The sequence below is a fragment of the Faucicola sp. SE7633 genome (genome assembly GCF_059264685.1).
In genome coordinates this window covers 37,036-58,360 of sequence record NZ_JCADBW010000015.1, presented here as the reverse complement: position 1 = coordinate 58,360, position 21,325 = coordinate 37,036, and the positions used below count along the sequence as shown (strand labels likewise).

Annotated in this window: 28 protein-coding genes and 1 tRNA gene; 10 read left to right on the top strand and 19 right to left on the bottom strand. The window is 50.3% G+C overall.

Annotated elements, in window-relative coordinates:
* Positions 1 to 88: 88 nt before the first annotated feature.
* Positions 89 to 1,450, bottom strand: a complete 1,362-nt coding sequence (locus AC5L4R_RS07045) for a dicarboxylate/amino acid:cation symporter (RefSeq protein WP_494473283.1) — start codon at positions 1,448 to 1,450, stop codon at positions 89 to 91.
* A 333-nt stretch (positions 1,451 to 1,783) separates the two neighbouring features.
* Here AC5L4R_RS07045 and AC5L4R_RS07040 point away from each other — a divergent pair.
* Positions 1,784 to 1,873: transfer RNA gene (locus AC5L4R_RS07040), tRNA-Ser, on the top strand.
* 177 nt (positions 1,874 to 2,050) lie between these two features.
* Here AC5L4R_RS07040 and AC5L4R_RS07035 read toward each other — a convergent pair.
* From AC5L4R_RS07035 to AC5L4R_RS07005, 7 genes are all read right to left on the bottom strand, one after another.
* A complete protein-coding gene (locus AC5L4R_RS07035) occupies positions 2,051 to 3,229 on the bottom strand; it encodes an Arm DNA-binding domain-containing protein (RefSeq protein ID WP_494473221.1) in 1,179 nt (392 codons plus the stop codon).
* A gap of 194 nt (positions 3,230 to 3,423) precedes the next feature.
* Positions 3,424 to 3,654, bottom strand: coding sequence for a TraR/DksA C4-type zinc finger protein (locus AC5L4R_RS07030; protein WP_494473222.1), 231 nt, complete (start codon positions 3,652 to 3,654; stop codon positions 3,424 to 3,426).
* A gap of 30 nt (positions 3,655 to 3,684) precedes the next feature.
* Positions 3,685 to 6,345 carry a toprim domain-containing protein gene (locus tag AC5L4R_RS07025; RefSeq protein WP_494473223.1) on the bottom strand — a complete coding sequence of 887 codons (2,661 nt, stop codon included), beginning with the start codon at positions 6,343 to 6,345 and terminating at the stop codon, positions 3,685 to 3,687.
* Between the two features lie 29 nt (positions 6,346 to 6,374).
* Positions 6,375 to 6,623 carry a hypothetical protein gene (locus AC5L4R_RS07020; protein WP_494473224.1) on the bottom strand — a complete coding sequence of 83 codons (249 nt, stop codon included), beginning with the start codon at positions 6,621 to 6,623 and terminating at the stop codon, positions 6,375 to 6,377.
* A complete protein-coding gene (locus AC5L4R_RS07015) occupies positions 6,605 to 6,856 on the bottom strand; it encodes an ogr/Delta-like zinc finger family protein (RefSeq protein ID WP_494473225.1) in 252 nt (83 codons plus the stop codon). The genes AC5L4R_RS07020 and AC5L4R_RS07015 overlap by 19 nt, the downstream gene beginning before the upstream one ends.
* Positions 6,857 to 6,872: 16 nt before the next feature.
* A complete protein-coding gene (locus AC5L4R_RS07010) occupies positions 6,873 to 7,130 on the bottom strand; it encodes a hypothetical protein (RefSeq protein ID WP_494473226.1) in 258 nt (85 codons plus the stop codon).
* The gene (locus tag AC5L4R_RS07005; RefSeq protein ID WP_494473227.1) at positions 7,127 to 7,330 is read right to left on the bottom strand and encodes a hypothetical protein; all 204 of its coding nucleotides are present in this window, start codon (positions 7,328 to 7,330) and stop codon (positions 7,127 to 7,129) included. Before AC5L4R_RS07005 ends, AC5L4R_RS07010 begins: the two co-directional genes overlap by 4 nt.
* Positions 7,331 to 7,472: 142 nt before the next feature.
* Between AC5L4R_RS07005 and AC5L4R_RS07000 the strand changes: the two genes are divergently transcribed.
* Positions 7,473 to 7,796 carry a helix-turn-helix domain-containing protein gene (locus AC5L4R_RS07000; protein ID WP_494473228.1) on the top strand — a complete coding sequence of 108 codons (324 nt, stop codon included), beginning with the start codon at positions 7,473 to 7,475 and terminating at the stop codon, positions 7,794 to 7,796.
* A 59-nt stretch (positions 7,797 to 7,855) separates the two neighbouring features.
* Here the strand turns inward: AC5L4R_RS07000 and AC5L4R_RS06995 are convergent, their stop codons facing one another.
* The 3 genes from AC5L4R_RS06995 to AC5L4R_RS06985 are packed head-to-tail and all read right to left on the bottom strand — an operon-like array spanning position 7,856 to position 8,905.
* Positions 7,856 to 8,062 carry a hypothetical protein gene (locus AC5L4R_RS06995; RefSeq protein WP_494473229.1) on the bottom strand — a complete coding sequence of 69 codons (207 nt, stop codon included), beginning with the start codon at positions 8,060 to 8,062 and terminating at the stop codon, positions 7,856 to 7,858.
* Complete coding sequence (locus tag AC5L4R_RS06990) at positions 8,031 to 8,372, bottom strand: hypothetical protein (RefSeq protein ID WP_494473230.1); 342 nt, start codon at positions 8,370 to 8,372, stop codon at positions 8,031 to 8,033. The genes AC5L4R_RS06995 and AC5L4R_RS06990 overlap by 32 nt, the downstream gene beginning before the upstream one ends.
* Positions 8,369 to 8,905 (bottom strand): hypothetical protein, encoded by a 537-nt coding sequence (locus tag AC5L4R_RS06985; protein WP_494473231.1) that lies wholly within the window; start codon positions 8,903 to 8,905, stop codon positions 8,369 to 8,371. Before AC5L4R_RS06985 ends, AC5L4R_RS06990 begins: the two co-directional genes overlap by 4 nt.
* Positions 8,906 to 9,241: 336 nt before the next feature.
* Here AC5L4R_RS06985 and AC5L4R_RS06980 point away from each other — a divergent pair, with 336 nt between their 5' ends.
* From AC5L4R_RS06980 to AC5L4R_RS06950, 7 genes are all read left to right on the top strand, one after another.
* Positions 9,242 to 10,030 (top strand): hypothetical protein, encoded by a 789-nt coding sequence (locus AC5L4R_RS06980; RefSeq protein WP_494473232.1) that lies wholly within the window; start codon positions 9,242 to 9,244, stop codon positions 10,028 to 10,030.
* A 9-nt stretch (positions 10,031 to 10,039) separates the two neighbouring features.
* On the top strand, positions 10,040 to 10,306 hold the full coding sequence (locus AC5L4R_RS06975) for an excalibur calcium-binding domain-containing protein (RefSeq protein ID WP_494473233.1): 267 nt from the start codon (positions 10,040 to 10,042) through the stop codon (positions 10,304 to 10,306).
* An 87-nt stretch (positions 10,307 to 10,393) separates the two neighbouring features.
* A complete protein-coding gene (locus AC5L4R_RS06970) occupies positions 10,394 to 10,681 on the top strand; it encodes a CRISPR-associated protein Csx16 (RefSeq protein ID WP_494473234.1) in 288 nt (95 codons plus the stop codon).
* Between the two features lie 171 nt (positions 10,682 to 10,852).
* Complete coding sequence (locus AC5L4R_RS06965; RefSeq protein WP_494473235.1) at positions 10,853 to 11,335, top strand: hypothetical protein; 483 nt, start codon at positions 10,853 to 10,855, stop codon at positions 11,333 to 11,335.
* An 82-nt stretch (positions 11,336 to 11,417) separates the two neighbouring features.
* A complete protein-coding gene (locus AC5L4R_RS06960; RefSeq protein WP_494473236.1) occupies positions 11,418 to 12,314 on the top strand; it encodes a tyrosine-type recombinase/integrase in 897 nt (298 codons plus the stop codon).
* A complete protein-coding gene (locus tag AC5L4R_RS06955) occupies positions 12,311 to 12,931 on the top strand; it encodes a helix-turn-helix domain-containing protein (protein ID WP_494473237.1) in 621 nt (206 codons plus the stop codon). Before AC5L4R_RS06960 ends, AC5L4R_RS06955 begins: the two co-directional genes overlap by 4 nt.
* Positions 12,932 to 13,037: 106 nt before the next feature.
* Positions 13,038 to 13,223, top strand: a complete 186-nt coding sequence (locus tag AC5L4R_RS06950; RefSeq protein WP_494473238.1) for a hypothetical protein — start codon at positions 13,038 to 13,040, stop codon at positions 13,221 to 13,223.
* 356 nt (positions 13,224 to 13,579) lie between these two features.
* Here AC5L4R_RS06950 and AC5L4R_RS06945 read toward each other — a convergent pair whose 3' ends face one another.
* From AC5L4R_RS06945 to AC5L4R_RS06915, 7 genes are all read right to left on the bottom strand, one after another.
* Positions 13,580 to 14,650, bottom strand: a complete 1,071-nt coding sequence (locus AC5L4R_RS06945) for a contractile injection system protein, VgrG/Pvc8 family (protein WP_494473239.1) — start codon at positions 14,648 to 14,650, stop codon at positions 13,580 to 13,582.
* A gap of 297 nt (positions 14,651 to 14,947) precedes the next feature.
* The gene (locus AC5L4R_RS06940) at positions 14,948 to 15,373 is read right to left on the bottom strand and encodes a phage tail protein (RefSeq protein ID WP_067056311.1); all 426 of its coding nucleotides are present in this window, start codon (positions 15,371 to 15,373) and stop codon (positions 14,948 to 14,950) included.
* Entirely contained in the window at positions 15,374 to 18,322 is a 2,949-nt protein-coding gene (locus tag AC5L4R_RS06935; RefSeq protein WP_494473240.1) for a phage tail tape measure protein, read from the bottom strand. It abuts the gene before it with no gap.
* 8 nt (positions 18,323 to 18,330) lie between these two features.
* Complete coding sequence (locus tag AC5L4R_RS06930; protein ID WP_169795160.1) at positions 18,331 to 18,513, bottom strand: GpE family phage tail protein; 183 nt, start codon at positions 18,511 to 18,513, stop codon at positions 18,331 to 18,333.
* Positions 18,435 to 18,758: a phage tail assembly protein gene (locus AC5L4R_RS06925; protein WP_494473241.1), complete on the bottom strand. Its 324-nt coding sequence runs from the start codon at positions 18,756 to 18,758 to the stop codon at positions 18,435 to 18,437. Before AC5L4R_RS06925 ends, AC5L4R_RS06930 begins: the two co-directional genes overlap by 79 nt.
* 1 nt (position 18,759) lies before the next feature.
* On the bottom strand, positions 18,760 to 19,275 hold the full coding sequence (locus tag AC5L4R_RS06920) for a phage major tail tube protein (protein WP_494473242.1): 516 nt from the start codon (positions 19,273 to 19,275) through the stop codon (positions 18,760 to 18,762).
* An 11-nt stretch (positions 19,276 to 19,286) separates the two neighbouring features.
* A complete protein-coding gene (locus tag AC5L4R_RS06915) occupies positions 19,287 to 19,877 on the bottom strand; it encodes a phage tail sheath C-terminal domain-containing protein (RefSeq protein ID WP_494473243.1) in 591 nt (196 codons plus the stop codon).
* 557 nt (positions 19,878 to 20,434) lie between these two features.
* On the opposite strand from AC5L4R_RS06915, the gene AC5L4R_RS06910 reads away from it, so the two are divergent.
* Positions 20,435 to 20,791 (top strand): hypothetical protein, encoded by a 357-nt coding sequence (locus tag AC5L4R_RS06910; protein ID WP_494478036.1) that lies wholly within the window; start codon positions 20,435 to 20,437, stop codon positions 20,789 to 20,791.
* Here AC5L4R_RS06910 and AC5L4R_RS06905 read toward each other — a convergent pair.
* Positions 20,770 to 21,318, bottom strand: a complete 549-nt coding sequence (locus AC5L4R_RS06905; RefSeq protein ID WP_494473245.1) for a phage tail sheath protein — start codon at positions 21,316 to 21,318, stop codon at positions 20,770 to 20,772. The genes AC5L4R_RS06910 and AC5L4R_RS06905 overlap by 22 nt on opposite strands.
* Positions 21,319 to 21,325: the final 7 nt, after the last annotated feature.

Below are 21,325 nucleotides of genomic sequence, written 5' to 3'. Positions count from 1 at the left end.
GCTTTTTGGCCCAAACCTTTGACCATGAAAACAAACGCCAGTGATTGACCACTGGCGTTTTGGTTATTGGGCGATTGGGTGCTAGGGGTTATTTAGGTGTGTTTGCGTTTGGCATGACCGCAGGTTGCCCGTCAATCGGCGGCAACGGATGACCATTTAACGCTGCGTTTAGGCGGTCTTGGTCAAGCGCGTTTTCCCACTTGGATACCACGATGGTGGCACAGGCATTGCCCGTGAGGTTGGTCAAGGCGCGGCACTCAGACATAAAGCGGTCAATGCCCAAAATCAGCGCCATGCCCTCGATGGGCACACTTGGCACGACGGCAAGGGTCGCTGCCAAGGTGATAAAGCCTGCACCTGTGATACCAGCCGCCCCTTTTGAGCTTAGCATGGCGACCAGTAGCAAGGTGACCTGCTCGCCAAGCGTCAAGTCGATGTTGCACGCCTGCGCGATAAACAACGCCGCCATCGTCATGTAGATATTCGTGCCATCAAGGTTAAACGAGTAGCCCGTGGGGATAACCAAGCCAACGACGGATTTTTCGCAACCTGCTTGCTCCATTTTTTGCATCAATGACGGCAGAGCGGCTTCAGATGAGCTAGTACCAAGCACCAGCAGCAACTCATCTTTGATATACCGAATCATCTTGATGATAGAAAAGCCGTTGTAACGCGCGACAGCACCCAGCACAATCAGCACGAACAGCAGTGAGGTGATATAAAACCCAAGCAGCAATTGCAGCAAATTGCCAATTGAGCCAATGCCATATTTGCCAATGGTGAATGCCATCGCGCCAAATGCACCGATTGGCGCGGCTTTCATCAGCATTTCAACAACTTTAAATACAGGCAATGAAATTTCTTGCAAAAACGTGGTGACGGTTTTGGCTTTATCGCCCATCTGCGCCAATGCAATACCAAAAAGCACAGCGACAAACAACACCTGCAAAATATTGCCCTCAGTCAGCGGGCTGACCAGCGTTTCGGGGATGATGTTCATCACAAAGCCCATCACAGTGGTTTCATGCGCTTTGCTGGCGTATTCAGCGACTTTAACCGCGTCTTTGCCACTGTGTAGGCTGGCAGGGTCGATATTAAGCCCTGCACCTGGTTGCAGCACATTGGCGATAACCATGCCGATAATCAACGCTAGCGTTGAGAATGTGATGAAATACAACATCGACTTGCCTGCCACGCGCCCGACTTGCTTCATGTTGCTCATGCCAGCAATACCCGTGACGACGGTCAAAAAAATCACAGGCGCGATAATCATTTTGACAAGTTTGATAAACGCATCGCCCAATGGCTTCATCGCCGCGCCCGTCTCGGGAAAAAACACGCCAAGCAAAACCCCGAGCGCAATGGCAATCAACACTTGTACATACAAAATCTTGTACCACGGCTGCTTGGGGTGCGTGGCGGCATGGGTGGGTTGGGTATCGGTGGTCATCATCATAGACTCCTGTCGCCCATAGGCTTTGTACGGCTCAATCGGGCATTCCTCGTATTCATGCTGGGGGAGGCAAAACCGCGCTGGATTGGTCAGCCAGATCTGCCAACGCTGGCTGTCATCTTGCGGTAACACAATGGTAAGATAATCAACGGTTGGCTACGTTTTGTCGCGGTTTGTTACGCCATTATTGTATAAAGCTGGGCGGTGGGTGACAAGCATCAACTCCATGCCATTTATTTTTGCTGGCTTTAGCAAAAAGTTTGCCAAAAAAAAAATAGCCAAAAACGCTTGCATTTGGATTTTTTTTGTATATAATAGCCTCCACAAAACGGAAGCTTGGCAGAGCGGTTGAATGCACCGGTCTTGAAAACCGGCAAGGGTGCGAGCCCTTCGAGAGTTCGAATCTCTCAGCTTCCGCCATATTTTAGACGGCTGAAACCCTTATGCAGCAAGGGTTTCAGCCGTTTTTTGTTGTGCGGTATTTGTGCCCGTGGGCTGGGTCGTGGGCTGGCGGATTTGATGGATTTGGGCGCGATGCCTTGAAAATAAAGGCTTGGCGGTGGTTTGCCGTCAAGCCTTGTTGTTTTTTGGCGTGGGCTAGGATTGGTTGAGGGCGTGGTCTAGTTTGTGGATGATGTGCTTGGCATCTTGTGGGATGAATTTGCCATAGTGCTTGTGGATCATGCTGGTGTCTGCATGACCCAGCTGGTTGGCTAGCCACTCCGCTGAGACTGCCCCACTCGATAGGACTTGGCTGGCGTATGTGTGTCGCGCGGTGTTCAGCGCACGGTATGGCACTCTACAAACGGCTAGGTGACGTTTCCACAGGGTTTCGAGGCGTTTGTAGGTGTAGTGATTTTTGGTTGTGGGGTTATACCACAACCATGTGACGGTTTGCTGCGTGTAAGTGATGTTATCGCGCTCTAGTACGTTGATACGCGTTGGTTGGTTGTGACTGACAATTTGGCATTGTGATTGTAATGCTGTGATGACGTTCGGGAGTAGTTCGACTTGGCGGCGGCGACGGCGGTTTTTGGTGGCTTTGTGGGTGTTATCGACGTAACCGCGTTTGACGTATAAATAACCGTTGGCAAGGTCTAGGTCTTCGACTGCTAGGGGGATGAGCTCGTGAGTCGATAGCCCTGACCAAAGCATGACTGTCCACAGGTTTTTGAGCGCAGGGTCGGTTTCGGTGTTGATGATAGTGTCAATTTCTTTACGGGTGTAAGGATTGATGTCGTCGTTGTCTTTGTCACCGAGTTTGATGTATTTGGTGGGATCTTGTGGATTGTTTGCGTGTCTTGCCCAGTATGACCAAATTGCTCGAAATATCATCAACAAGTCTTTGATGGTTTTGACCGCCAGTTTTTTGATTAAAATTTTGTACACCCAGTGTTCAACGTGCTCGCTGGTGATTTTGGCAATTTGTTTTTTACCCCAATAAGGCTCGATGTGGTTTTGCATTTTGTTTTTGTAAGTGCGCCATGAACTTGGGGCAATGATTGCAGACTCGGTTGTCTCCCAAATGCGGATGTAGTAGTCAAAATAGGCTTGGGGGCGTTTGGGAGAGTTTGGAAAGACTTGATTGCGGTCAAAAATGCCCATGCGCAGTTGCTGGGCTATCATGTCGGCGGTGGCTTGGGCGGTTTTTAGGTTTTCGGGCGTTGGCGGTGTGTTGTGTAGGGTTTCGCGGTGGCGTTTGCCGTCGATTTTCCACCAGATGCGGATGCAGGTTTTTAGTTTGTCGATGCCTGCTGAAACGTTGGTCGTGTGCATGGTTTATCCTTTTTCAGGTCGGATGGGTCATGGTAATGGGTTTTTTGGACGTGCCAAGGGCTAAAAACACGGCTTTTTAGCCGTGTTTTTGGGTGAGGAGATAAAAAGGTTACAAAGGTGACACGTGGGCTAAACGTTTGATTTATTTGGCGTTTTTGGGGTCACAAAATGGTGATTTTGGGGGCGAAAAACGGTTACTTGTCAAACTTGGGTGGGTGTCGCTGCAGGCGTTTGAACCGCTCGATGTGGTTTTGGCAGTCTATGCAGCGCATAACACCGCCTAGGCGTTGGCGTACAGTGGGAATTGGTTCGTCACAGTCTATACAGTACGCGGCAGAAGGTGCGTCAAATTTTGGGGCACGCGCGAGGCTGTGCGTGATAGTCTGTTCGACGATGGTGTTGGCTTGGTCGATGATGTCAGGCATGGTTGAGCTCCTTGCAGCCTTTTCCTTGTTTCAGTCGGTGGGTTTTTTAAAAATCCAGCATTTAAACGTCGGTGAGCCTTCGTGATTGCTACGTACGCTGACGTTTGAGTCGATAAATTTGTAGCGACTCGACTGTTTGAGTAGCCGCTTCATGACGGTCATGTCGGGCAGGTCTTGATAATTGATTTTGGCGGCTTTGTAAAACTGGTTGAGGTTAATGGCGACGGTGTCATCATCGACGCGACGGTGGTTGGTAAACTCGCGAATCGTGTTGAGATACTCAAACACGCTCCAAAACCGCTCAACTTCGGGGTGGTCGGCTTGTAAGCGTGTGACGCGTGCGTGTGCCATGCCAAGCAGGGTGTTTTGCGCGCTCCACGCCTGCTCTTTGGTCATCAGGCTGCCTAAAATATGCGTTTGCAAGCAGTCGATAAGGGCGGCAACTTGCGCATGATTGAGCGCGATACGGGTGTGTGTCACGCCGTCGTTGTGATACGCATGTTCATGAAAGCGTACGCGCTCGCGGTAGGTGGCAAGGATGGCGGCTTCTTGCTTGAGCGCGTGCGCGATAAATCGGCTGGTAAATTCTAGCGGCAGGCGGTCAAGGTTATCGACGATTTGTTTTGTCTGTAGCGTCTGCCCATCTCGAGTAAGCTTGACGTGAATGATACGTGTTAGCATGGCTTCCGAGGCAGTGATTTCCTCGTTCTGGCTAATCATGATAGCAGCCCGAAAAGGCGGTGAGTACGTGTCGTTGCCGTTGTTTTTGACACCGCGTGAGCGAATGGGCCGCCCGTTGTAAGCGTCTTTGAGGCTATCCCACTCAAACGTTTTGGCAAAGCGGCTTTTGCCTTCGTCGTCGTTGCGATCGCCCTCGATGAGGGCGATGGGCAGGTTGGCAACTTGGGCAAAGTTGCGGTACACGGCGACGTTGGTCGATTTGGTGGGGTCGAATCCTTCGTAGTCTTCCCTGCCCGACAGTTTCCACATAAATTCTAGTAGCCGCGATTTACCTGCACCTGCTTGTCCCACCAGCTCAAAAAATGGGTAGCTGCGGTCAATTCCGCGAATTTGCTCTGCAAAGTAGCTGCCCAGCCACCATGCCAAGACGATTGTGCCGTAGTCTCCGCGCACGTGGTGGAAGTCTTGCCACCAACGAAAGTCGGGCGCGTCTTGGGTGTTGATGGTTAAAATGGGGTCACTGACCAGCGATTTGATTTCTAGCCGCCCGATTTTGAAGTAATCTTGTGCGTTTTTGTGCGCGACTTTGCCTTGGCTAAATGCAACGTCATTAAAGATGTAAGCGTTGTGCTCTTTAGCATAGCCGATGAAGTCTGTGGTTTTGACTTCTTTTAGCCCCTCCATTTGATGTTTTGCTATTAAATCTAGCTGCATGGCTGAGCCTGTCCATAGTACACCTGCAAACACGGATAACAGGCGCGGCTTGAGTTTGCTGGGGCTTGATAGCTGATCCCCTGTAATCGTGGTGTGTTTTTCGCCCTTGGGTGTGGTGATGCGAGTGAAGTACCACGATTCGTCTGTGATGTCGTTGCGCTGGAAGTATAATGCTTCTAGCTTAGCGTTGAGTATTTCGTGGGTGGTTGAGCTGCGGCGGACAAAGTCGGGCATTTGCTGCTCAACGTCGGTGTCCATCGCCTCCTCTAGCATTTCACTGACTTCGTGGCGTTTGACGCCGATTAGTTCGCCCAGTTGTTTGACGTCTAGCTCAAACCAGTAGGTTCGGTTGCCGTGCTCAAAGTAAAACTGTGTTAGCTTGGTGTGCATGTAGCGGATGACTGCTGCATCAGTCGCGCTGGCGGCTGTGAGCAGGTCGCCATAGTATCGGTAGGTCTTGAGGTGCTCGGCGGTGAGCTGTTTGAGCTCATGTAGGTCGTTCCAATCTAGTTTGCGGTGTTTGTCGTGTGGCGGTTGAGCGGCAACACTAGTAAACCCCAGCTTACGTGCGGCTTCGATGGCTTTTTTGGTTTCGCGCTGACCTGCTGGGTCGTTGTCATACGCCCAAACCAACGTTGGTAACGTGTGGCGGTGGTTGTCATAGAGGCGTTTTAGCTCCTGTAATGACGTCTCTGGGAAATTGGTGCAGCTGATGGGGCTTGCGGTGGCAAGCCCATGTTCGGCTAGGGCACAAGCATCAAAAATGCCTTCTGCGATCCAAATTTCTTTGGGTAAAATCGGGTTGGCAGGATGCCACCACCAATAACCTTTGACGCTGTAGCCGTATTTGATGTTGGCTTTGGCGTGAAAGCGATCGGCTTGATCAATAAAACGCTCCCACCAGCCGCCGTTCGGTAAAGCAAAACGCACGGTGGCTGTGCCGATGTTTTGCTTGCTGTCAAAGTATTGCTCTTGCGCGTAGCTGCCTTTGATTCTGCTGATATCTAAGCCGCGCCCTTCAGCAAGATAGGCATCGGCGGCAGCGTTGGGATTTTCTGGGGTACGCTGGTAGGTTTTTGACCAGTCTTGAAACATGTCGGCAAACAGCTCTTTGACGTGGACTTCTAGGCCGCATTTGTTGAGTCGTCCACATTTGACCACGCGCGGTGTATGCGCGTGGGTGTAGAGGGATTTTTTGTTGCAGTCGGGGCAGACGCCTTCGCGTAGCCATTCACCAACCGTTTTAAAACCGTAGTCACGTTTCAGTCGTGACACGATTTCGTCATTTCTGTTCATCGTGTTTATCTCTTAACGCAAAAAAAAAATTAAGCAATACAGGTGTGCAGGTCACTTGCGTAACGCAAGCCAGTGATTGCATAAAACGTTTGTTTGCACTCAAAAATCTCGCCATCGATCGTGTCGATTTGGCGGTCAATCCGTGCGCGGCGGTAATCGCTTGCACGATAGCGTGCTAGTTTGAGTTCATTGAGCTCACGATTTTTGCCGCTGATAAAATGAATCATTGCTGCAGATACGTGACAAATTTGTTCGGGAGTTAGTGATGTTGTGAGCATCGTGCTTTCCTTTTATGCCGAGTCAGTTGTGCCGCAATTTCAGGTTTGGGCGTAAGACTCGGGTGTATTTGACTAACGATTTCAACATTGATGTTTGCCACGAACATACAGTCTGGGTTGGTACATGTGCCGACTATTTTTTTGAGCAACGACGTCATCTGCCGATGACTGTGCGTGCGCATTTTGCTATGACAGTGGGGGCATGTGATGTAGGCAGATGTTGTTCGTGGCATAGTTTTATAAAAAAAATTACATTTTGGTTAGCACGGTAAAAAAGCCGCTGGGCAGCTGGTATTTTACGGTTTGGGTTTTTGTTTGTGCTGGTCTATGCTTGCGGCTATCGACAATGATTGCTTGTGCGTGCTCGATCAGCATCGTGCGCGCGGCGGTCGACTTCTGGTCAAGATCGCGTAGACGCATGGCTTCTAAAAATGTGTCGAGCTCGTGTTGGTTGAGATAGACGTGCAAACGATTATCACGAACTTTGTCCCAGTTTTTGTATGTCATTTGACTACCTCCTGCTGCCATGCGTTTAGGGCGGCGGTGAGGGAGTCGTCCAGCTCGGCTTTGTAGGACGCGTCGTGTCGTTGGTATTCGACAACAATAGTCGTAACAATGTCTTGCAGCGAGGTTTTTTGCTGCACGGCTTTGTGTTTTAGATAGGTGTGCATTTGTTCAGGAATGCGCACTGCTAACGTTTTCATCATCGTGTTGTCCTTTTTAGGGAGTCAGGTTTGTGTTAAATTGCGCGGTTGTATGTTTAAATTTTAACAATTTAACAAGCTAGCAATTTAACAAGGGTTATTTTGACTTAAACAAAAGTTTAAGTCAAGGGATTAGGTTTAAAAAATGTTTAATTTAGGTCTGGGAGAGCGGCTAGTCTCGGAGCGCAAACGCCTTGGACTGCATCAAACACAGGTCAGCGAGCAGCTGGGCGTGAGCGTGGTAACGTTGTCGAACTACGAGAACGGCAAGCGTGTGCCCGATGTGGCGATGCTGGCGGCAATGGCGCAGCTGGGCTATGACGTGGGCTATCTGCTTTGGGCGAGGCATGAGGGCCCGTCGGTTGGATTGAATGATGATGAGGCGGCATGGCTGTCGTTGTATCACGCATTGTCTGATGATGACCGCGAGCGCGTGCGGACGATGGTGCAAGCGTTGGCTGCATCATAAATAACAAGCCCCTGCGCGACGGCAAGGGCTTGGGTGGTGTGTGGCGGACTTGTGACGGTTTATTGGTCGTACGGGTCGATGTGGTTGGGCGCATCTAGCTCAGCATATGCCCACGCAGTGACGCGTGCGATGTCGGCAAAAATCTGCTCTAGGCTGGTCATCTCTAGTTTGACCATCGTGCCGTTTGCCGCCAGTGCGCTCAACGCGCATGTATAGCTGTGGATGCGCTGGAGTTCATTTTTTAGATGTTGATTGTTTGTTGTCATGATTAAATCCCTGATTAATAAAATCGCTGATGGCGTGCCATGTTTGCCACGCCGCGGTGATGTCAGCACTGCCCCACAGTTGGTAGCCAAGTAGTACGGCTTGGGCAGCGGCTAGGCTCAGGGCGAAATCCTCTTTTTTGGGGTGGTAGACATAGTCTATCCCCTGTCGCAGTTTGCTGTCGTGTAGTTCGTTGTACAAGATGCTCGGTGCTAGGCCACTATAGTTTGCTAAGTCGCCGATGTAAATAACGATGCGGCGTTTGCCTGCCAATTGGGCGCGGCTGATGGGTAGTCGTCTGTTGTCGCTCATGCCGCTGCTCCTGTTGATTGTTGTATCTGTTTTAGTTCGGCATGGATCGCTGCTTGTCTTACGTTGAGGATATCACTGGCTGCGATACGGTAGGCAGGGCGTGGTTCTCTATTGCCTTTGGTGTCGATTGACCATTCGGATACGATGGCGACGGGTGTGCCGCCAAATGCAATCATGAGCGCGTCAAATTCGGTGGGGGTGATGTCTGCCAAGGGTAGGATAAGGTCTGCTAGCAGACCTGTGACGCGCTCGTGGGTAAGGTACAGTACGGGTGACTGAGCGGTTAGTTGGCTGGGTAAGTCGGTGAGAAACGCCATGCCCACATCCAAGGCTAGCGTGTTGATGACGCGCCAAAAGGTGGCTTGGCGAACGCGTGTGGGGCTGGTCAGTTGTTCTGTGGGTGCTGTGAGTCGAGCTAAGATGTCTTTGGGTACGCGCGGCGCGGCTGTCGTCGGTGCTGTGGTTGGTTTGGGTCGGCGTGTGAGCCATGCGCGTGCGCGGCGATTGAATGTGGATAGTGCAAAAGCGGTCATGATGACCTCCTGTACTTTGATTTTCGAAATTTACCCGTTTGGGGTGTCAAGAGGTTCGAAAGCCGAGTACAGTCGGCTGGGATTATTTCCCCGAAGGGTGTTGTATTCTCCGCCCTCTCGACGCAGGGTATTATACCGCTTTTTGCTGGGCAAAAAAACAGGCACAAAAAAGCCGCAAGTCTGTCGGGTGCGGGTTTCCGCTGTACTTTAAAGGTTTCGACACCTCTTAAAATTCATGGTAAAAGAAATTTTTGTGTTTTGCAAGCGGTTTTGTTATATTGTTAGCAATTTAACAAATTAACAGTTTAATAGGTTGTATCTTTTGAGGATTGCGTCATGTTGCTGCTGGGCATGTTGGTGTGGGTGCTGGTTATCCCTGCGTTAGCAATCATGGCTTTTGCTGCGCCTGCGCGGTTAAATATACGCTCGCCTAAAAACCCAACGGGACGGTTTGCGCGTAAGCCCGTGCTATGGGGATTAGCGATTGCATGGCTGCTGCTGCCTGTGTTGCTGGTGCAGCTTGATCCTGTGGCACGTGAGTCGATAAACCAGCCGACGGCTCACCTTGCGGCACCTGCCAATCCTGCACCAGCACCAGCTGTTACTACGTCGCCTACTACCGCAATGCCGCCTGTGTCCCCTGCTGAGCCTGTCCCTACACGCGTGACTGAGAAAGATTTTGGCGTCACGGCGGATGAGTTTGGGCAACGTATCGCGCAAAGAACGGCTGAGCTTACGGGTGAGAATGTGCGTTGGCATAAGGGCGATTTTGCCCCCAATGCGGCAGGAAATGTGCACACAGCGGCATTGCAAGAGAACGTGCTCATGAATGTAGTGATGACCGATGATGATAAGGTCAAAAGCGTGTCTTGCGTCTATACGGGTGGTAAGCAACAGGATGATACTGCTGAGCAGATGTTGGTGTTGTCGGGGTTGGTGGCGCGTTCGTTAAATCCTACGCTGTCTAATGATGCAGCGGTGCAGCCGCTGATGGATATTACCAAATCGGCATTTGCTGAGTATCAGCAAGGCGGAAAAGCTATCGAGCGTTCAACCACGGCTGGGCAAGTGCGCTATACCGTGCGCATGGGTACTGGGTTATCTTTTATATTTACGCCAGTGTAAGGATAAATAATGCGGATTTTGGTAGCAGTGTTGATGATGGGTTTAACAGCTGGGGCGCAAGCACGGGTGACGTGTAAACAGTTTGCAACACAAGCCGAAGCCCAAGCCTATATGCAGCAGCACGGAGCGCGGTATCTTGACCGTGACCATGATGGTATTGCTTGCGAGCATTTGGCTGGGGGTAAGCAAAAAGCGGCAAAGTCATCTAAGCGGCGCGCGTCAAAGTCCGCGCGTTCGGGTGTGGTGCGTACGGTAAATAATCCGATGGCCCGGTGATGTGGTAGTTTTATAAGCTTACGAAACGTGTTTTTGCTGTTTGTTTGTATTATACTGCCTTCATTTAAATAAACAAATGGAGACTGTATGATTAAAAATGCGCTGGTAGTCACTCGACATGAGCGTCTTGTAGAGTATCTCAAAGAAAATTGCATTATTGATGATAGTGCCACGGTAATCCCCCACGCTACGGCTGATATCGTAAATGGTAAAGACGTTATTGGGGTGTTACCTCATCATTTGTCGTGTCTAACTCGCAGCTTTACTGAAATCCCAATGGACTTGCCGCCAGATCTGCGCGGTCAGGAATTAACGATTGAGCAAATGCGCCAATTCGCTCGATCGCCTATCACTTATCAAGTGACGCGCGTTTAACTTACTGTCGTTTAGCTATTTTCCCCACAAATTTGTGGGGATTTTTTTTGCAAAAATGTATTCAACACTTGCTTTATGACTTTAAAAGTCATATAATAAACACATCAAGCAAGATAGCTTGATATTTTAAAACTTAATTTCTACCAACGCCCATCGGGCAGGAGACTCATCATGCTAAACAGCAAAACTATCAATGCGTGCATTGATACCCTCGGCTTCGAGCTTGAATTATCTGATAGTGCCACACGATTTAACAGCAACAATCCGCATACATTAACTAATTGGATTAAGAAAATCCAAGAAGATTATCGCGATGAAATTGCAGATAATTTGGTCGCAAAAGATGCCATCAATCAACTACAATCGCTGCTTAATGAGCAGCAAGATTTGTCAGTCGGCGTAACCAAGGACGAACTCAACCAAGTTTATGAAATGCTCAAGAATCGCGAGTTGCACCCTGCAGGTGAGTTTGACAAACGGGGTTTCTTTTATCTTGAAGATTATGAACTGGTTGATGTACGTGCACCGTCTGTGAAGTACCCCTACAGCCAAATGAAGGCTGGCAAAACCAGCAAGTTTGTCAAGGCTTTAGCGCAAAAGTACAAGCCACAAAACTTTGACGATTTGATTTCTTTGTTTCGTAAACACAAATAGTTGAATTAATTATCCTAAAAAAGATACGAGCTTAAGCTCGTATCGCTAACTTAACCAACGCCCTGCAGGGCTGGAGTATACAATGATATTTAGACAGTTAGCCAAAGAGTGGTTGCAAGACGTACACGCTAAACACGTTACACCAAAAACTTCAGAAAACATCAGCGGCGAAATTAATCGTCACCTGTTGGTTTATATCGGCGATTTCGACATTGATGAAATAACGCCAAAATTTTTACTAGACACGCTACTGACAATCGCCCAAGGCTCGCCTTATCTCGCTAAACGATTGTGCCAACGGCTCAATGCTATGTATGTTTATGCAGGGATTATGGGCTATACTGACAAAAACCCAGCGTATCAGCTCGATACATTTTTGCCGAAGCACAGGCCAAGCTGTCACGCGTATGTTGAGAACAAATCTGACCTAAGCACACTGCTTAAATCCGTAGATAAAGATAAAACCACAAGTCGGGCAGTTAAAGCAGCATTTTGGGTGCTCGTTTATACCGCCACTCGGCGCAGCGAAACGTGCTTGGCCTTGCGCAACGAGTTTGACTTGGCAGGTAAAACTTGGACAATCCCTGCGCAGCACACCAAAACGCGCAATACTCAAACCGTTATTTTATCGACGCAAGTGGTAGAAATCTTAACTGCAGAGTTTGGGCGCATTGATTCGCCGTGGGCGTTTACTTCGCCGCATGCTAGACATGGTTTAAAGCATATTGACCCGTGGTCGCCCTATTATATGCTGGTCAAATTGGGATATGCTGGCAAACAAACAATGCACGGTTTTAGACACTTATTTAGCACTTACGCACATGATGCCGAATTTAATAGTGACGCGATTGAGCTGTCTCTGGGACACGTAATCGGCGGAGTTAAAGGCGTATATAATCACGCGCAAATGCTAGAGCAGCGCGCAAAAATCATGCAAGCGTGGGCAGACTATATTGATGATTTGCGAGGCGCGCGATGAAATATGCTAGAATGGTTGCATTTATCAATTATTGCAAAATGCTTATGTATACAATCAGCATCAACAATCAGACCGTCAAACAAACCAGCAATTCAAATACCGCATGGGCAAACTATCGCTCGTATGCTCGTGACCGTGCGCATAAATCCGCCATCGTCAGTATTGCCCAAGACGGCACGGTTTTGCACCAAAAAGATGCTGATAAGCTTTTGCTAGACGATCTTGACGTGGTGACTGCCAACGATGTACTTAATGTTGTGCTATCCACGCTTAATATTGATAACAAGCAACTTAAGGCGTTAGTTGCTGACAGCGATTTATCAATATCTAATAGTCGTATAGACGGGTGGACAAGAGACATTGACGACCGTCGGTATGTTGATATGCACAACGATGAGTTGGCGGCAATCCTTGATCTCGTGCTGACGGATTTACAGTCAAGCATCAAATCTCCTGCCAACATCGCCAAAATGCGCAAGAAGCTTGGACTGACTCAGTCTCAGCTAGCCGAAAAACTAGGTCTTAAATCAGGATTTAGACAAGTGGCTCGCTGGGAAGCTGGCGAACAGGAAATGCCAGATGCTCGCTGGGAGAAATTAAAAAAATTGCTAAAATAACGCTTGCGTCATGTCTTTAAAAGTCATATAATGAACACATCAAGCAAGATGATTGTTTGATAGATTGTTTAACACGTAACCAACGCCCATCGGGCAGGAGTTAGCCATGAATTTAGAAGAGGAAAAGCTGATGGCTGAAATCGAGAAAATCAAAGCTGAAACGGCAAGATTAATGATCGAAGCCGAAAAGCTTAGAGCTGAAACGCTAAAACTGCAAAAAGAAACCAAGCTGCAACCTTGGCTGCCTATTATCTTAGCTAGCGTTGCAATTATCGTTGCTTTAATAAAATAACTGTAAGTCATTTAAAAAAAAATATCGGGGCAACTGCTCCGATATTTTTTTGTCTATAACATTTTGCTTCTGCAATCTTGCACAGCAAAAAAAGCCCCGTGTTGTCGGTGACAGGACGCGGGGGCGTGTTACCGCCGTTATTAGGGTAGCTCGGCTCGTTATTAGGGTAGCTCGGCTCGTTATTACGGTAGCTCGGCTCGTTAATCCCAGTGCTTGCACCTGCCAAAGTTTGGTCATTACCTGCTAAGCTATTGCAATAGCATGGGTTGTTTGGGTGCTGAAAACCGACACACGATGAGATCGGCAGGCTTATTCGCGTAACGCTTATTACACCTCACCCAAACGCTTGCATTATATCATTTTTTGGTGGTGCCCGTGATGGTTTTAGCGATTTTCGGATTGATTTGTGGGTCGGCAGGTTTGTCGCCGAACTGCTTGCCGATGGTGGCGACGAGATCTAGCTGAGTGGTTAGGCCGCTGTTTTTGCTGTAGCTGTGGGTGGCTTTATCCACCGTCCATCTGAGTGCGTCGAGCTCGGCTTTGTAGCCTTGCAAGATGATCGGGGCTTCAGTGGTGATAGCAGGATAGGCATACGCGCAGTTAATCGATAGCTTGGCTTGCTCGCCTTCGATGCGTTTTTTTTCGGCTTGCGCGGCAGCGGTCGCGGTGGTTTTGTCTTTGTAGTTACCCTTGAGCTTTTTGCTGGTTTTACCGCCGTTGTTTGTATTAACGGTGACGCGCTGGGCGGTATTTTTGTCGTGATAACTGGCTTGCACGTTGTCCACGTCGGCTTGGCGGTCTTCGATGCTAAAGCGGTATTGATCGCCCGTTTGCCGTGTGATGGTGGTGAGCGTCAGTGGTAGCCCTGTCACGCTGATGTTGGCATAGGGTTTAAAAATCAGCAGTTTGCCGTACTTGATATTGATTGCCGCGCCAAACTGCCAACATAGTCGCGTGAGTAGGTTGAGGTCAGATTCATCGGTTTGGTCAATGTGTCCGACGTTGATAACTGCCAAATCAGGGGTGATGGACAGCTGTAATTCATGGCGTTGTGCAATCTGTTGCGCGATGTCGCCCAGCGTTTTGTTGTGATAGCTCTGGCTGCGCCCTGCTTTCAGACTGCGCTTCATATCTGCCGATTTGGCTTTGATGGTGAGAGTGTCGGGCGTTCCGCTCCACTCTATGCTGTCGACGATGTAGCTGCCCATGTCGTGTATGCCTGCGTCGATGTAGCCCAGCCAACATTGCAGCGTGACACCGCGCTTAGGCATGGCAAGTTTGCCGTCGTGGTCATCGAGCGTGAGGGTCAGCTCATCTGCGTCATGCGCTTTGTTGTCGGTGATGGTTAGCGAGATGATACGCGCCATCACCATGTCATTGAGCGGCTTGTCGTCAGCAGTCAGGCGAATAATAGGTGTGCGTAGCATTAATCATCCCTTTTTTTTATCTCTTTGTAGACGTCATATATATCTTTTAACTTAAATATACTCACACCGAGTATAAAAAATACGCCCAATAAAATAATATTGCCCATAGGTGCACTCCCGAAATCACCTAAATCTATGTTGATAAAATTCATCATATACTACCTGTTCTAAGTGGTTTAATTTTTTGGTTTGTTTTACAAGCCAGTGTAACTGGTGTTAAAAACAAGTACCAAATTTCATATCACCTAGTTTGATACAGGTCGCTTATGCCGATTAGGGGGTGTTCCAACCCTTTTATTAATTCGTATTTGGAATATCTGGTGGCTTGTCCGCTTGGATGCGGTTGTCGTCAATGCGAGTTAGTTTGAGTGTGCCGTCGATTTTTTGAGGTACGCCTTGGATGGTTAGATAATTGCGCGTCTCGTCAATGCTGTCGATAGCAAACACGCCGTAAATATAGCCCGTGCCATCGATGAGCACATAGCCTGCGCCCGTGTCCGCCATTTCGGACAGATCGTCAATGGATTGGCGGTTGCCAAACCCGTGGGCTTGGTAGATGACAAATGGGATGCTGATGGTCTCCTCACCTACCCCCGTGAATTGATAACGGTCGCGGCCTTGTGCGACGGCGTTGCTGGCATAGCTCCACGCGCGGTTACGCTGGAGCTGGTCAAACGTCAGGGTGTCTGTCGAAAATACAAATTGTCCTAAGGCTAAAATCATTTACCACGTCTCGGGAAGGTCATATAAGGCGGTGTTTTGGGGTGCGCGTGCTTTGGCAACCTCCGCGGCAACCAGCTGGGCGATGTCCTGCGCAGATTGGTTGGGCGTGGCATACACGTTGATCGTGATTGGGGCTGCGGTGACGGGCTGCTGGGCGGCTAGGCTTGCGCTAATCGGGGCGCGGCTGTCAAAGCGGATGGCCGATGTGTCGAGCGCGTCACGCATGGCGGTGCTGGTGCTCAAGATAGCAGCGACGGGCGACTGGTTGGCAATAAGGCCGTTGTGCAAGCCCTGCATGATATTGTCACCAAACCCGAAAAACACACGGCTGGGTGAATGAATGCCCATCATTCCTGCAAACGCGGATTTGACCTGCGCGGCTGCGGTCTGGATGCTGGCAACGACGCTTTGAACTCGGCTGGCAATGCCGTTGCGCAAACCGTCCATGATTTGTCCACCCATGGCTGACATTTGAGCAGGCAGTCCTGCTAAAAATGACATAAAGCGGCTAGGTAGGCTGGCAACATAAGCGACGGCTTGACCGCCGTGGGCGACAACCATGGCTGCAAATGTACCGATGGCGTTGCCCACGGCGGATAGTGCCCACGCCAATCCGCCCACCAGTCCTGCAACGGCTTGCGCGATTAGGCTGACGATTGAGCCAAGTACCTGCCCAAAGGCGCGTCCTGCGTTGGCAGCGGAGTTGAGCTGGGTTTGGGTGAATTGTGCTGGGGTAATCAACCACGTAAACGCCCCTGCCAGTTGTTGTAAGCCTGCGACAATCATGTCAAACACAGGGCGCAATGGCGCAAACGCTTGGCTTAATATCCCCCACAACTGCATAAGTGTGGCTTGCACGGGAGCAACACCTGTTAAAAATCCCTGCCACAATCCGCTAAAAAACGCCTTGATGGGCTGCCAATAGTGATAAATCAGCAATGCCGCGACAGCGATGGCGGCAATTGCTGCACCGATGGGCGTGGCAATCAGTGCACGTGCGATGCTAAGCAGCCCCGTGCGTAAGACTGCAAATGCGCCTCGCGCAATGTTGGCAAGGCTGCTGATGCTGGGCGCAAGGCTGGCTAGGCGGCTGCCAATACTAGCAAAAATGCCAAGGTTTGCCCGTGCCAAAATGCCAATGTTGGTAATAAGCAGCCGCAATGTAATCAGCGGCATCAGCACTGTGCCGATGGTGATGCCGAGTGTGCCGAACACCACCAATCCACCCGCGATAGCCATCAGTCCTACCCCGATGGCACGGGTTAGATTGGGGTAACGCTCCATGATAGCTGTCATGCCCTGTAGGGCTTGGGTGGCGGTCTGTATCGCGCCTGTATACGCTGGTAGCACCGCTGTGCCAAACGCAAGATATGCGTCATGTAGCTTTGCGCGTGCATCAAGCTCTTGCCCGACAGCGGTGTTGCGTGCTTTGGCATCTAACGCGTCAATGTTGTCCGCGCCTTCGTTGAGACGCGCGTTTTTGTGAATTTGCGCTCGCTGCATGTACATTTGCGAAAATAAGTTGGCCGCGGTGCGGTTGGAGAAGATACTGCCAATCGCATCCATCACGTCACGCTCTTCGGTGATGCCTTTGGCGTTGATAGCTGGGATTAAGACCTGCTCCATCCACGCAAATTGGTTGTCGCGGAATAGCTCGGCATTTTTGATAGCACCGATATCTAAAAATGCCAGCTGTCCAGCTTTGTCTTCCTTCACCTTGCTGCGGTCGCCAATGAGATCAAATTTTTGCAGGTTGCCCAGCGCGCGTTTGGTTGTGCGGCCTTGGTACAAGTTTTGGTATGCCGACATGAGGGCTGTACCTGTGCGATGGCCGCCCATCTCCTGCACCATTGGCTCAAGCATATAATAAAACGCCTTGTTGTCCATGAGTTTGGCGGCAACACCGCCTGTTTTAATGGTATTGAGCCACTCCTCGGCTTGGACGCGGCCGCCTGTGGCGGTGATAACTTGCTGAATGATGTTGGCTTGCTCTTTAAATGCGGCTTGGCTTTTGAGCCCGTTGCGCATTTCGATGACTTTGAGCATGTCCATGAATTTTTTTTCGTTTTCTGCGCCGTGTTCGTTGCCGTACATCGCTTGGTTGGCGAATTTCATTTTAGACAGCATGGGTGCTGCCCATTCTGCGTGATGTTCGTCAGCAAAAACGGTCATCGCATCGCGCATAAGTTCAAGATTTTCGGTTGTCGATGTGCCATAGGTTGTCATTGCCTTGGCAAACTTAATGGAGTCTTTGGTGGCTTTGTCGCCCAAGCCCAATGATGCAACGCGCGTCATCTCTGTTTGGTAGCGTTTTGCCTCGTTCATCGGCTTAGATAACGCGTAACCCAGCCCCATGCCCGATGCCAACGCGCCATAGCCGCTACTGCGCATGTCAGCGGCTTTATTGCGTGCGTTTTGGGCTTGGTTTTGGGCGCGATTGAGGGCGTTTTGGGTGTCTCGCAAGCGGTTGAGGGCGGCGCGTTGGCGGTCGATGTCTGCGGTGGCACGTGCAATGCGGCTTTGTAATTGTGCTTGCGATTGTCCAAAGCGTTGGGTGTTAAAGCCTGCCTGTTGCAATGCTTGCCCTAGCTGCGACATTTGGGCGCGGTAGCTGGCTTGGCGTGCATTGAGCTGGGCTAGCTGGTTTTGTAGCCGCTGTAGGCTGGCTTGTTGGCGTTTGGTTGGGTTGTCGGTGGCGGCAATCGCTGCCGCCAGTGTGCGCTCGGCTTCGGCAACTTGTTTGATTTTGGCTTGTAGTTCGCGCAGGTTGCCGCCAATCTTGGTGAGTTTGGCGGCCTTGTCCAGTGTAGATTGCATTTGCTGCACGGACTTTTGTGCCGCCGCCATGTCTTGCTGCATGCGCTTGGCTTGCTGTGAGATGGCGGACAGCGGTTTGCTGATGGCATCGGTGAGACGGAGCGTGGCGGATAAGTCAAGATTGGCTGCCATGTGTGCGCTTATTTTTTAACTTGTGAGCGTTCGCGTGCTTTGTCATGCCATGTCATGAGTTCGTCAAGCGGCATGGCATGGCAGGTATCGGGTGTCCAATGAAAGACGACGGCTAGATCGGCGATGATGTCATCGATGCTGTCGGGGAGCGATCGCTCGGACTGGCGAAAAAATTGACCACCGCCGTGCATAGTTTGGTCATATCAGACAGGTCTAAGTCAGCAACGTCGCGCTCGGTTAGGGCTGGGCTGCTCACACGCGGAATTAGTTTAATCATGGCATTGACATCAATTTGCATGACTTCTGTCAGTGATAGGCCGCGCAGGTCGCCTGTTTTTGGTTTGCGGATGGTAATGGTGTCAATGCTGGTGTCACCGCGCGTGATGGGGTTGTCAAGAGTGACGCTGTCGCTATCTGGGTGTTGTAGATCAAGCATGTTATAGTCCTAAAAGATTGTTAATTTGGCTGGTTTTATCAACGCCACCGACGATATAGACGCCATTTACGACGTCAATTTCTAGCAGTTGTACACCGTCATCAACGATGCGCAAGTAAGTGACGGTGTATTCAATTTCTTGTTCATTGATGTTACCCAGTTCTATCTCGCCGAGCTTGAGGCTGGTGGCAGAGCCGCGCATATAGACCTCGCGAACAACGTGTTCGCAGATGTCTTGGCGTTCATACGCACCGACATAACGGATCGGCAGGTCATTGACACTGCACTTAGATAGCTGGGCGATGTGGCGACTATCGACGCCTGTGTAGGTGATGGTGCATTTCATTTGCTCAAAACCAACATCGAGGGCGATTTCACCAATCATACCTGCGGCGCGGTAATCCTCGGTTTTTTTGGTGATTTCTGGCAGCTCGATGGTTTTGGCTGTGCCTGCATAGCTGTCACCATCAACAAAGACGTTAAAGTTTTTGAGGGTGGCTGGGAGTTGTTTTGCCATAAAAAATATCCTTAGGCCGTTTGGGCGATGAGCTTGCTAAAATCAACCAGATAACGGTCGGTGATGCGCTGGTTTAAAAACAGGTTTTCTAGCGTCGGCACGGGAGTGTAGTCGTAGTCGATGTAGAGTAAGCCTTGAGCTAGGTCGGCGGTATTGTTCCACTCCTCGTTGTACCAGCATGATGCGCCAATAAGCCAGCCTCTGGCGACAAATGCGCGCAGTTTGGCGTTAATGCTGTCAATGATGTCGCGCACCAAAATCGGGGTCAGTGGTTTGTCGATGAATGGGAAGCAGCCGTCAATGATGGTGTCTAGCAAGAACTGGGCGGTACGGGTGACGGTCTCAAACGCAAAGCGTGGGTCGTTGGAGGTGGTGCGGTTGCCCCAAAAGCGAAAGCCTTCATGCTGGATGAGGCTGGAGACTTCATGGCTGTTTAGGTAGCCGACCTCGGTGTTGGGGTCTTCGATGTCCCACGTGCGTGGGTATACGATGCCGTCTACTGATGAGATGGCAACGTTTGAGATGGATTTGGTGAATGACGCAGGGTTGGTTTCGTCAATCAAGGCGCGGAGTGCGAGGGCGGTTGCGATGGTTGGGGTCATGGGGTCTCCTGTTCGTTAACGATGACTCGAGCGTATGAATCAACAACTAGGCAAGGGGCAGTGTTTCGCTCATACATTGAGCCTAAAAAGGGATACAAATCCAGCCCCGTTGGTTTTTCTGTGGGGTAAACTCTTAGCGTATTGCGTTCCTTAATTACGTCAATGGGGAAATCTGGATCATCATACTCGAAATAGTTCATTCCTCTGAATTCGTATAGATCCCCGTCATAGTCCGACTCATTCGCGGGCACACAAATAGCCCAAAAACTCGTCGCGGTTGTAATTTCGGATGTTTTTGTCGTAGGATAGGGCAAAATGTGCAAATCCTTCTGATTTGAAAATTGCTCAGTCGATAAATCGTAATATTGATTTAAGCTCAGCGTCAATATACCGACTAACAGATCCGCCGCCGTCGTGCAGATGTTCTCAGGGGCGCCATCTTGATAACCTGGACCACTATAATAATTTAGACTACTATACGGCTCATTACGCCATTTTAGTTCCAGTGTTTTTTTGCCAAGATTGTTAATATCAATCGTAAGGCAGGCGGTATCAATATGCTCCCACCCGTTAAAAAAAATCCATCTACCTGCATCAACAAAGAAGCTAGTCGCTGCGCCATCATCCCCGTTACCGCCAGCACCGCCGTTACCGCCAGCACCGCCGTTACCCCCAGCACCGCCGTTGCCGCCAGTGCCACCAGCACCGCCGTTACCCCCAGCACTCCCGTTACCACCAGTGCCACCAGCACTCCCGTTACCACCAGTGCCACCAGCACTCCCGTTACCACCAGTGCCACCAGCACTCCCGTTACCACCAGTGCCACCAGCACTCCCGTTACCACCAGTGCCACCAGCACCGCCGTTGCCGCCAGCGCCCCCAGTGCTAGGGGCTACTGCTTTCCCACGGGCTGACCCCATTCGTTCTCGATCAAGTGCAGTTCACGCGCGCCAAACTGGTCACGATACGCGGCAATCTCGGCTAAATCAGTAATCAGCGTGCCGTCATCACGACGTGGCGACGCATAGACAAATGCGCGGCGACGCTTAGCAATGCTGACCAGTTTATGGACGACAGCAGGGGTATCAATCAGCGGTGCGCCCAAGATTTTTGGAGTAACGCCTAGACGTGACTGGCACGTCAAAAGCTCGTCTAACACATCGACGTTGGCAGCGTCGGTGACACGCATAACGACGACGGTGGGGTTATGAATGTCGCGGATGGCTTGTAGGCTTGCACGCAACGTGCCTTGTTGTCCTGCTTGCGCTAGGTTGTCTTTGGTGATACCCGTGAGCAGCACGGGGGTGTCAGCAGGGTACATCGCCTCGTCTGCGTCAATACTGGTGGCGATTAGGCCAATCACACTGATGTTGGCGTTGCGCATGGGCATCAAGCCTTGAGTAAGTTCTTGCGCGGTAATGCCGTGGTGGAAGTTTGCCATGGTGTGT

Excerpts from the sequence above, each read along its gene's own strand:
- AC5L4R_RS06915 (WP_494473243.1), bottom strand. The coding sequence starts at position 19,877 with ATGACCCCAACCATCGCAACCGCCCTCGCACTCCGCGCCTTGATTGAC.
- AC5L4R_RS07045 (WP_494473283.1), bottom strand. The coding sequence starts at position 1,450 with ATGACCACCGATACCCAACCCACCCATGCCGCCACGCACCCCAAGCAG.
- AC5L4R_RS07020 (WP_494473224.1), bottom strand. The coding sequence starts at position 6,623 with ATGCTCACAACATCACTAACTCCCGAACAAATTTGTCACGTATCTGCA.
- AC5L4R_RS06985 (WP_494473231.1), bottom strand. The coding sequence starts at position 8,905 with ATGACCGCTTTTGCACTATCCACATTCAATCGCCGCGCACGCGCATGG.
- AC5L4R_RS06950 (WP_494473238.1), top strand. The coding sequence starts at position 13,038 with ATGAATTTAGAAGAGGAAAAGCTGATGGCTGAAATCGAGAAAATCAAA.
- AC5L4R_RS07010 (WP_494473226.1), bottom strand. The coding sequence starts at position 7,130 with ATGACATACAAAAACTGGGACAAAGTTCGTGATAATCGTTTGCACGTC.
- AC5L4R_RS06930 (WP_169795160.1), bottom strand. The coding sequence starts at position 18,513 with ATGCACGGCGGTGGTCAATTTTTTCGCCAGTCCGAGCGATCGCTCCCC.
- AC5L4R_RS07005 (WP_494473227.1), bottom strand. The coding sequence starts at position 7,330 with ATGATGAAAACGTTAGCAGTGCGCATTCCTGAACAAATGCACACCTAT.
- AC5L4R_RS07015 (WP_494473225.1), bottom strand. The coding sequence starts at position 6,856 with ATGCCACGAACAACATCTGCCTACATCACATGCCCCCACTGTCATAGC.
- AC5L4R_RS06920 (WP_494473242.1), bottom strand. The coding sequence starts at position 19,275 with ATGGCAAAACAACTCCCAGCCACCCTCAAAAACTTTAACGTCTTTGTT.
- AC5L4R_RS06965 (WP_494473235.1), top strand. The coding sequence starts at position 10,853 with ATGCTAAACAGCAAAACTATCAATGCGTGCATTGATACCCTCGGCTTC.
- AC5L4R_RS06955 (WP_494473237.1), top strand. The coding sequence starts at position 12,311 with ATGAAATATGCTAGAATGGTTGCATTTATCAATTATTGCAAAATGCTT.
- AC5L4R_RS06925 (WP_494473241.1), bottom strand. The coding sequence starts at position 18,758 with ATGCTTGATCTACAACACCCAGATAGCGACAGCGTCACTCTTGACAAC.
- AC5L4R_RS07030 (WP_494473222.1), bottom strand. The coding sequence starts at position 3,654 with ATGCCTGACATCATCGACCAAGCCAACACCATCGTCGAACAGACTATC.
- AC5L4R_RS06935 (WP_494473240.1), bottom strand. The coding sequence starts at position 18,322 with ATGGCAGCCAATCTTGACTTATCCGCCACGCTCCGTCTCACCGATGCC.
- AC5L4R_RS07025 (WP_494473223.1), bottom strand. The coding sequence starts at position 6,345 with ATGAACAGAAATGACGAAATCGTGTCACGACTGAAACGTGACTACGGT.
- AC5L4R_RS07035 (WP_494473221.1), bottom strand. The coding sequence starts at position 3,229 with ATGCACACGACCAACGTTTCAGCAGGCATCGACAAACTAAAAACCTGC.
- AC5L4R_RS06905 (WP_494473245.1), bottom strand. The coding sequence starts at position 21,318 with ATGGCAAACTTCCACCACGGCATTACCGCGCAAGAACTTACTCAAGGC.
- AC5L4R_RS06960 (WP_494473236.1), top strand. The coding sequence starts at position 11,418 with ATGATATTTAGACAGTTAGCCAAAGAGTGGTTGCAAGACGTACACGCT.
- AC5L4R_RS06970 (WP_494473234.1), top strand. The coding sequence starts at position 10,394 with ATGATTAAAAATGCGCTGGTAGTCACTCGACATGAGCGTCTTGTAGAG.
- AC5L4R_RS07000 (WP_494473228.1), top strand. The coding sequence starts at position 7,473 with ATGTTTAATTTAGGTCTGGGAGAGCGGCTAGTCTCGGAGCGCAAACGC.
- AC5L4R_RS06910 (WP_494478036.1), top strand. The coding sequence starts at position 20,435 with ATGCTCCCACCCGTTAAAAAAAATCCATCTACCTGCATCAACAAAGAA.
- AC5L4R_RS06975 (WP_494473233.1), top strand. The coding sequence starts at position 10,040 with ATGCGGATTTTGGTAGCAGTGTTGATGATGGGTTTAACAGCTGGGGCG.
- AC5L4R_RS06995 (WP_494473229.1), bottom strand. The coding sequence starts at position 8,062 with ATGACAACAAACAATCAACATCTAAAAAATGAACTCCAGCGCATCCAC.
- AC5L4R_RS06945 (WP_494473239.1), bottom strand. The coding sequence starts at position 14,650 with ATGCTACGCACACCTATTATTCGCCTGACTGCTGACGACAAGCCGCTC.
- AC5L4R_RS06980 (WP_494473232.1), top strand. The coding sequence starts at position 9,242 with ATGTTGCTGCTGGGCATGTTGGTGTGGGTGCTGGTTATCCCTGCGTTA.
- AC5L4R_RS06990 (WP_494473230.1), bottom strand. The coding sequence starts at position 8,372 with ATGAGCGACAACAGACGACTACCCATCAGCCGCGCCCAATTGGCAGGC.
- AC5L4R_RS06940 (WP_067056311.1), bottom strand. The coding sequence starts at position 15,373 with ATGATTTTAGCCTTAGGACAATTTGTATTTTCGACAGACACCCTGACG.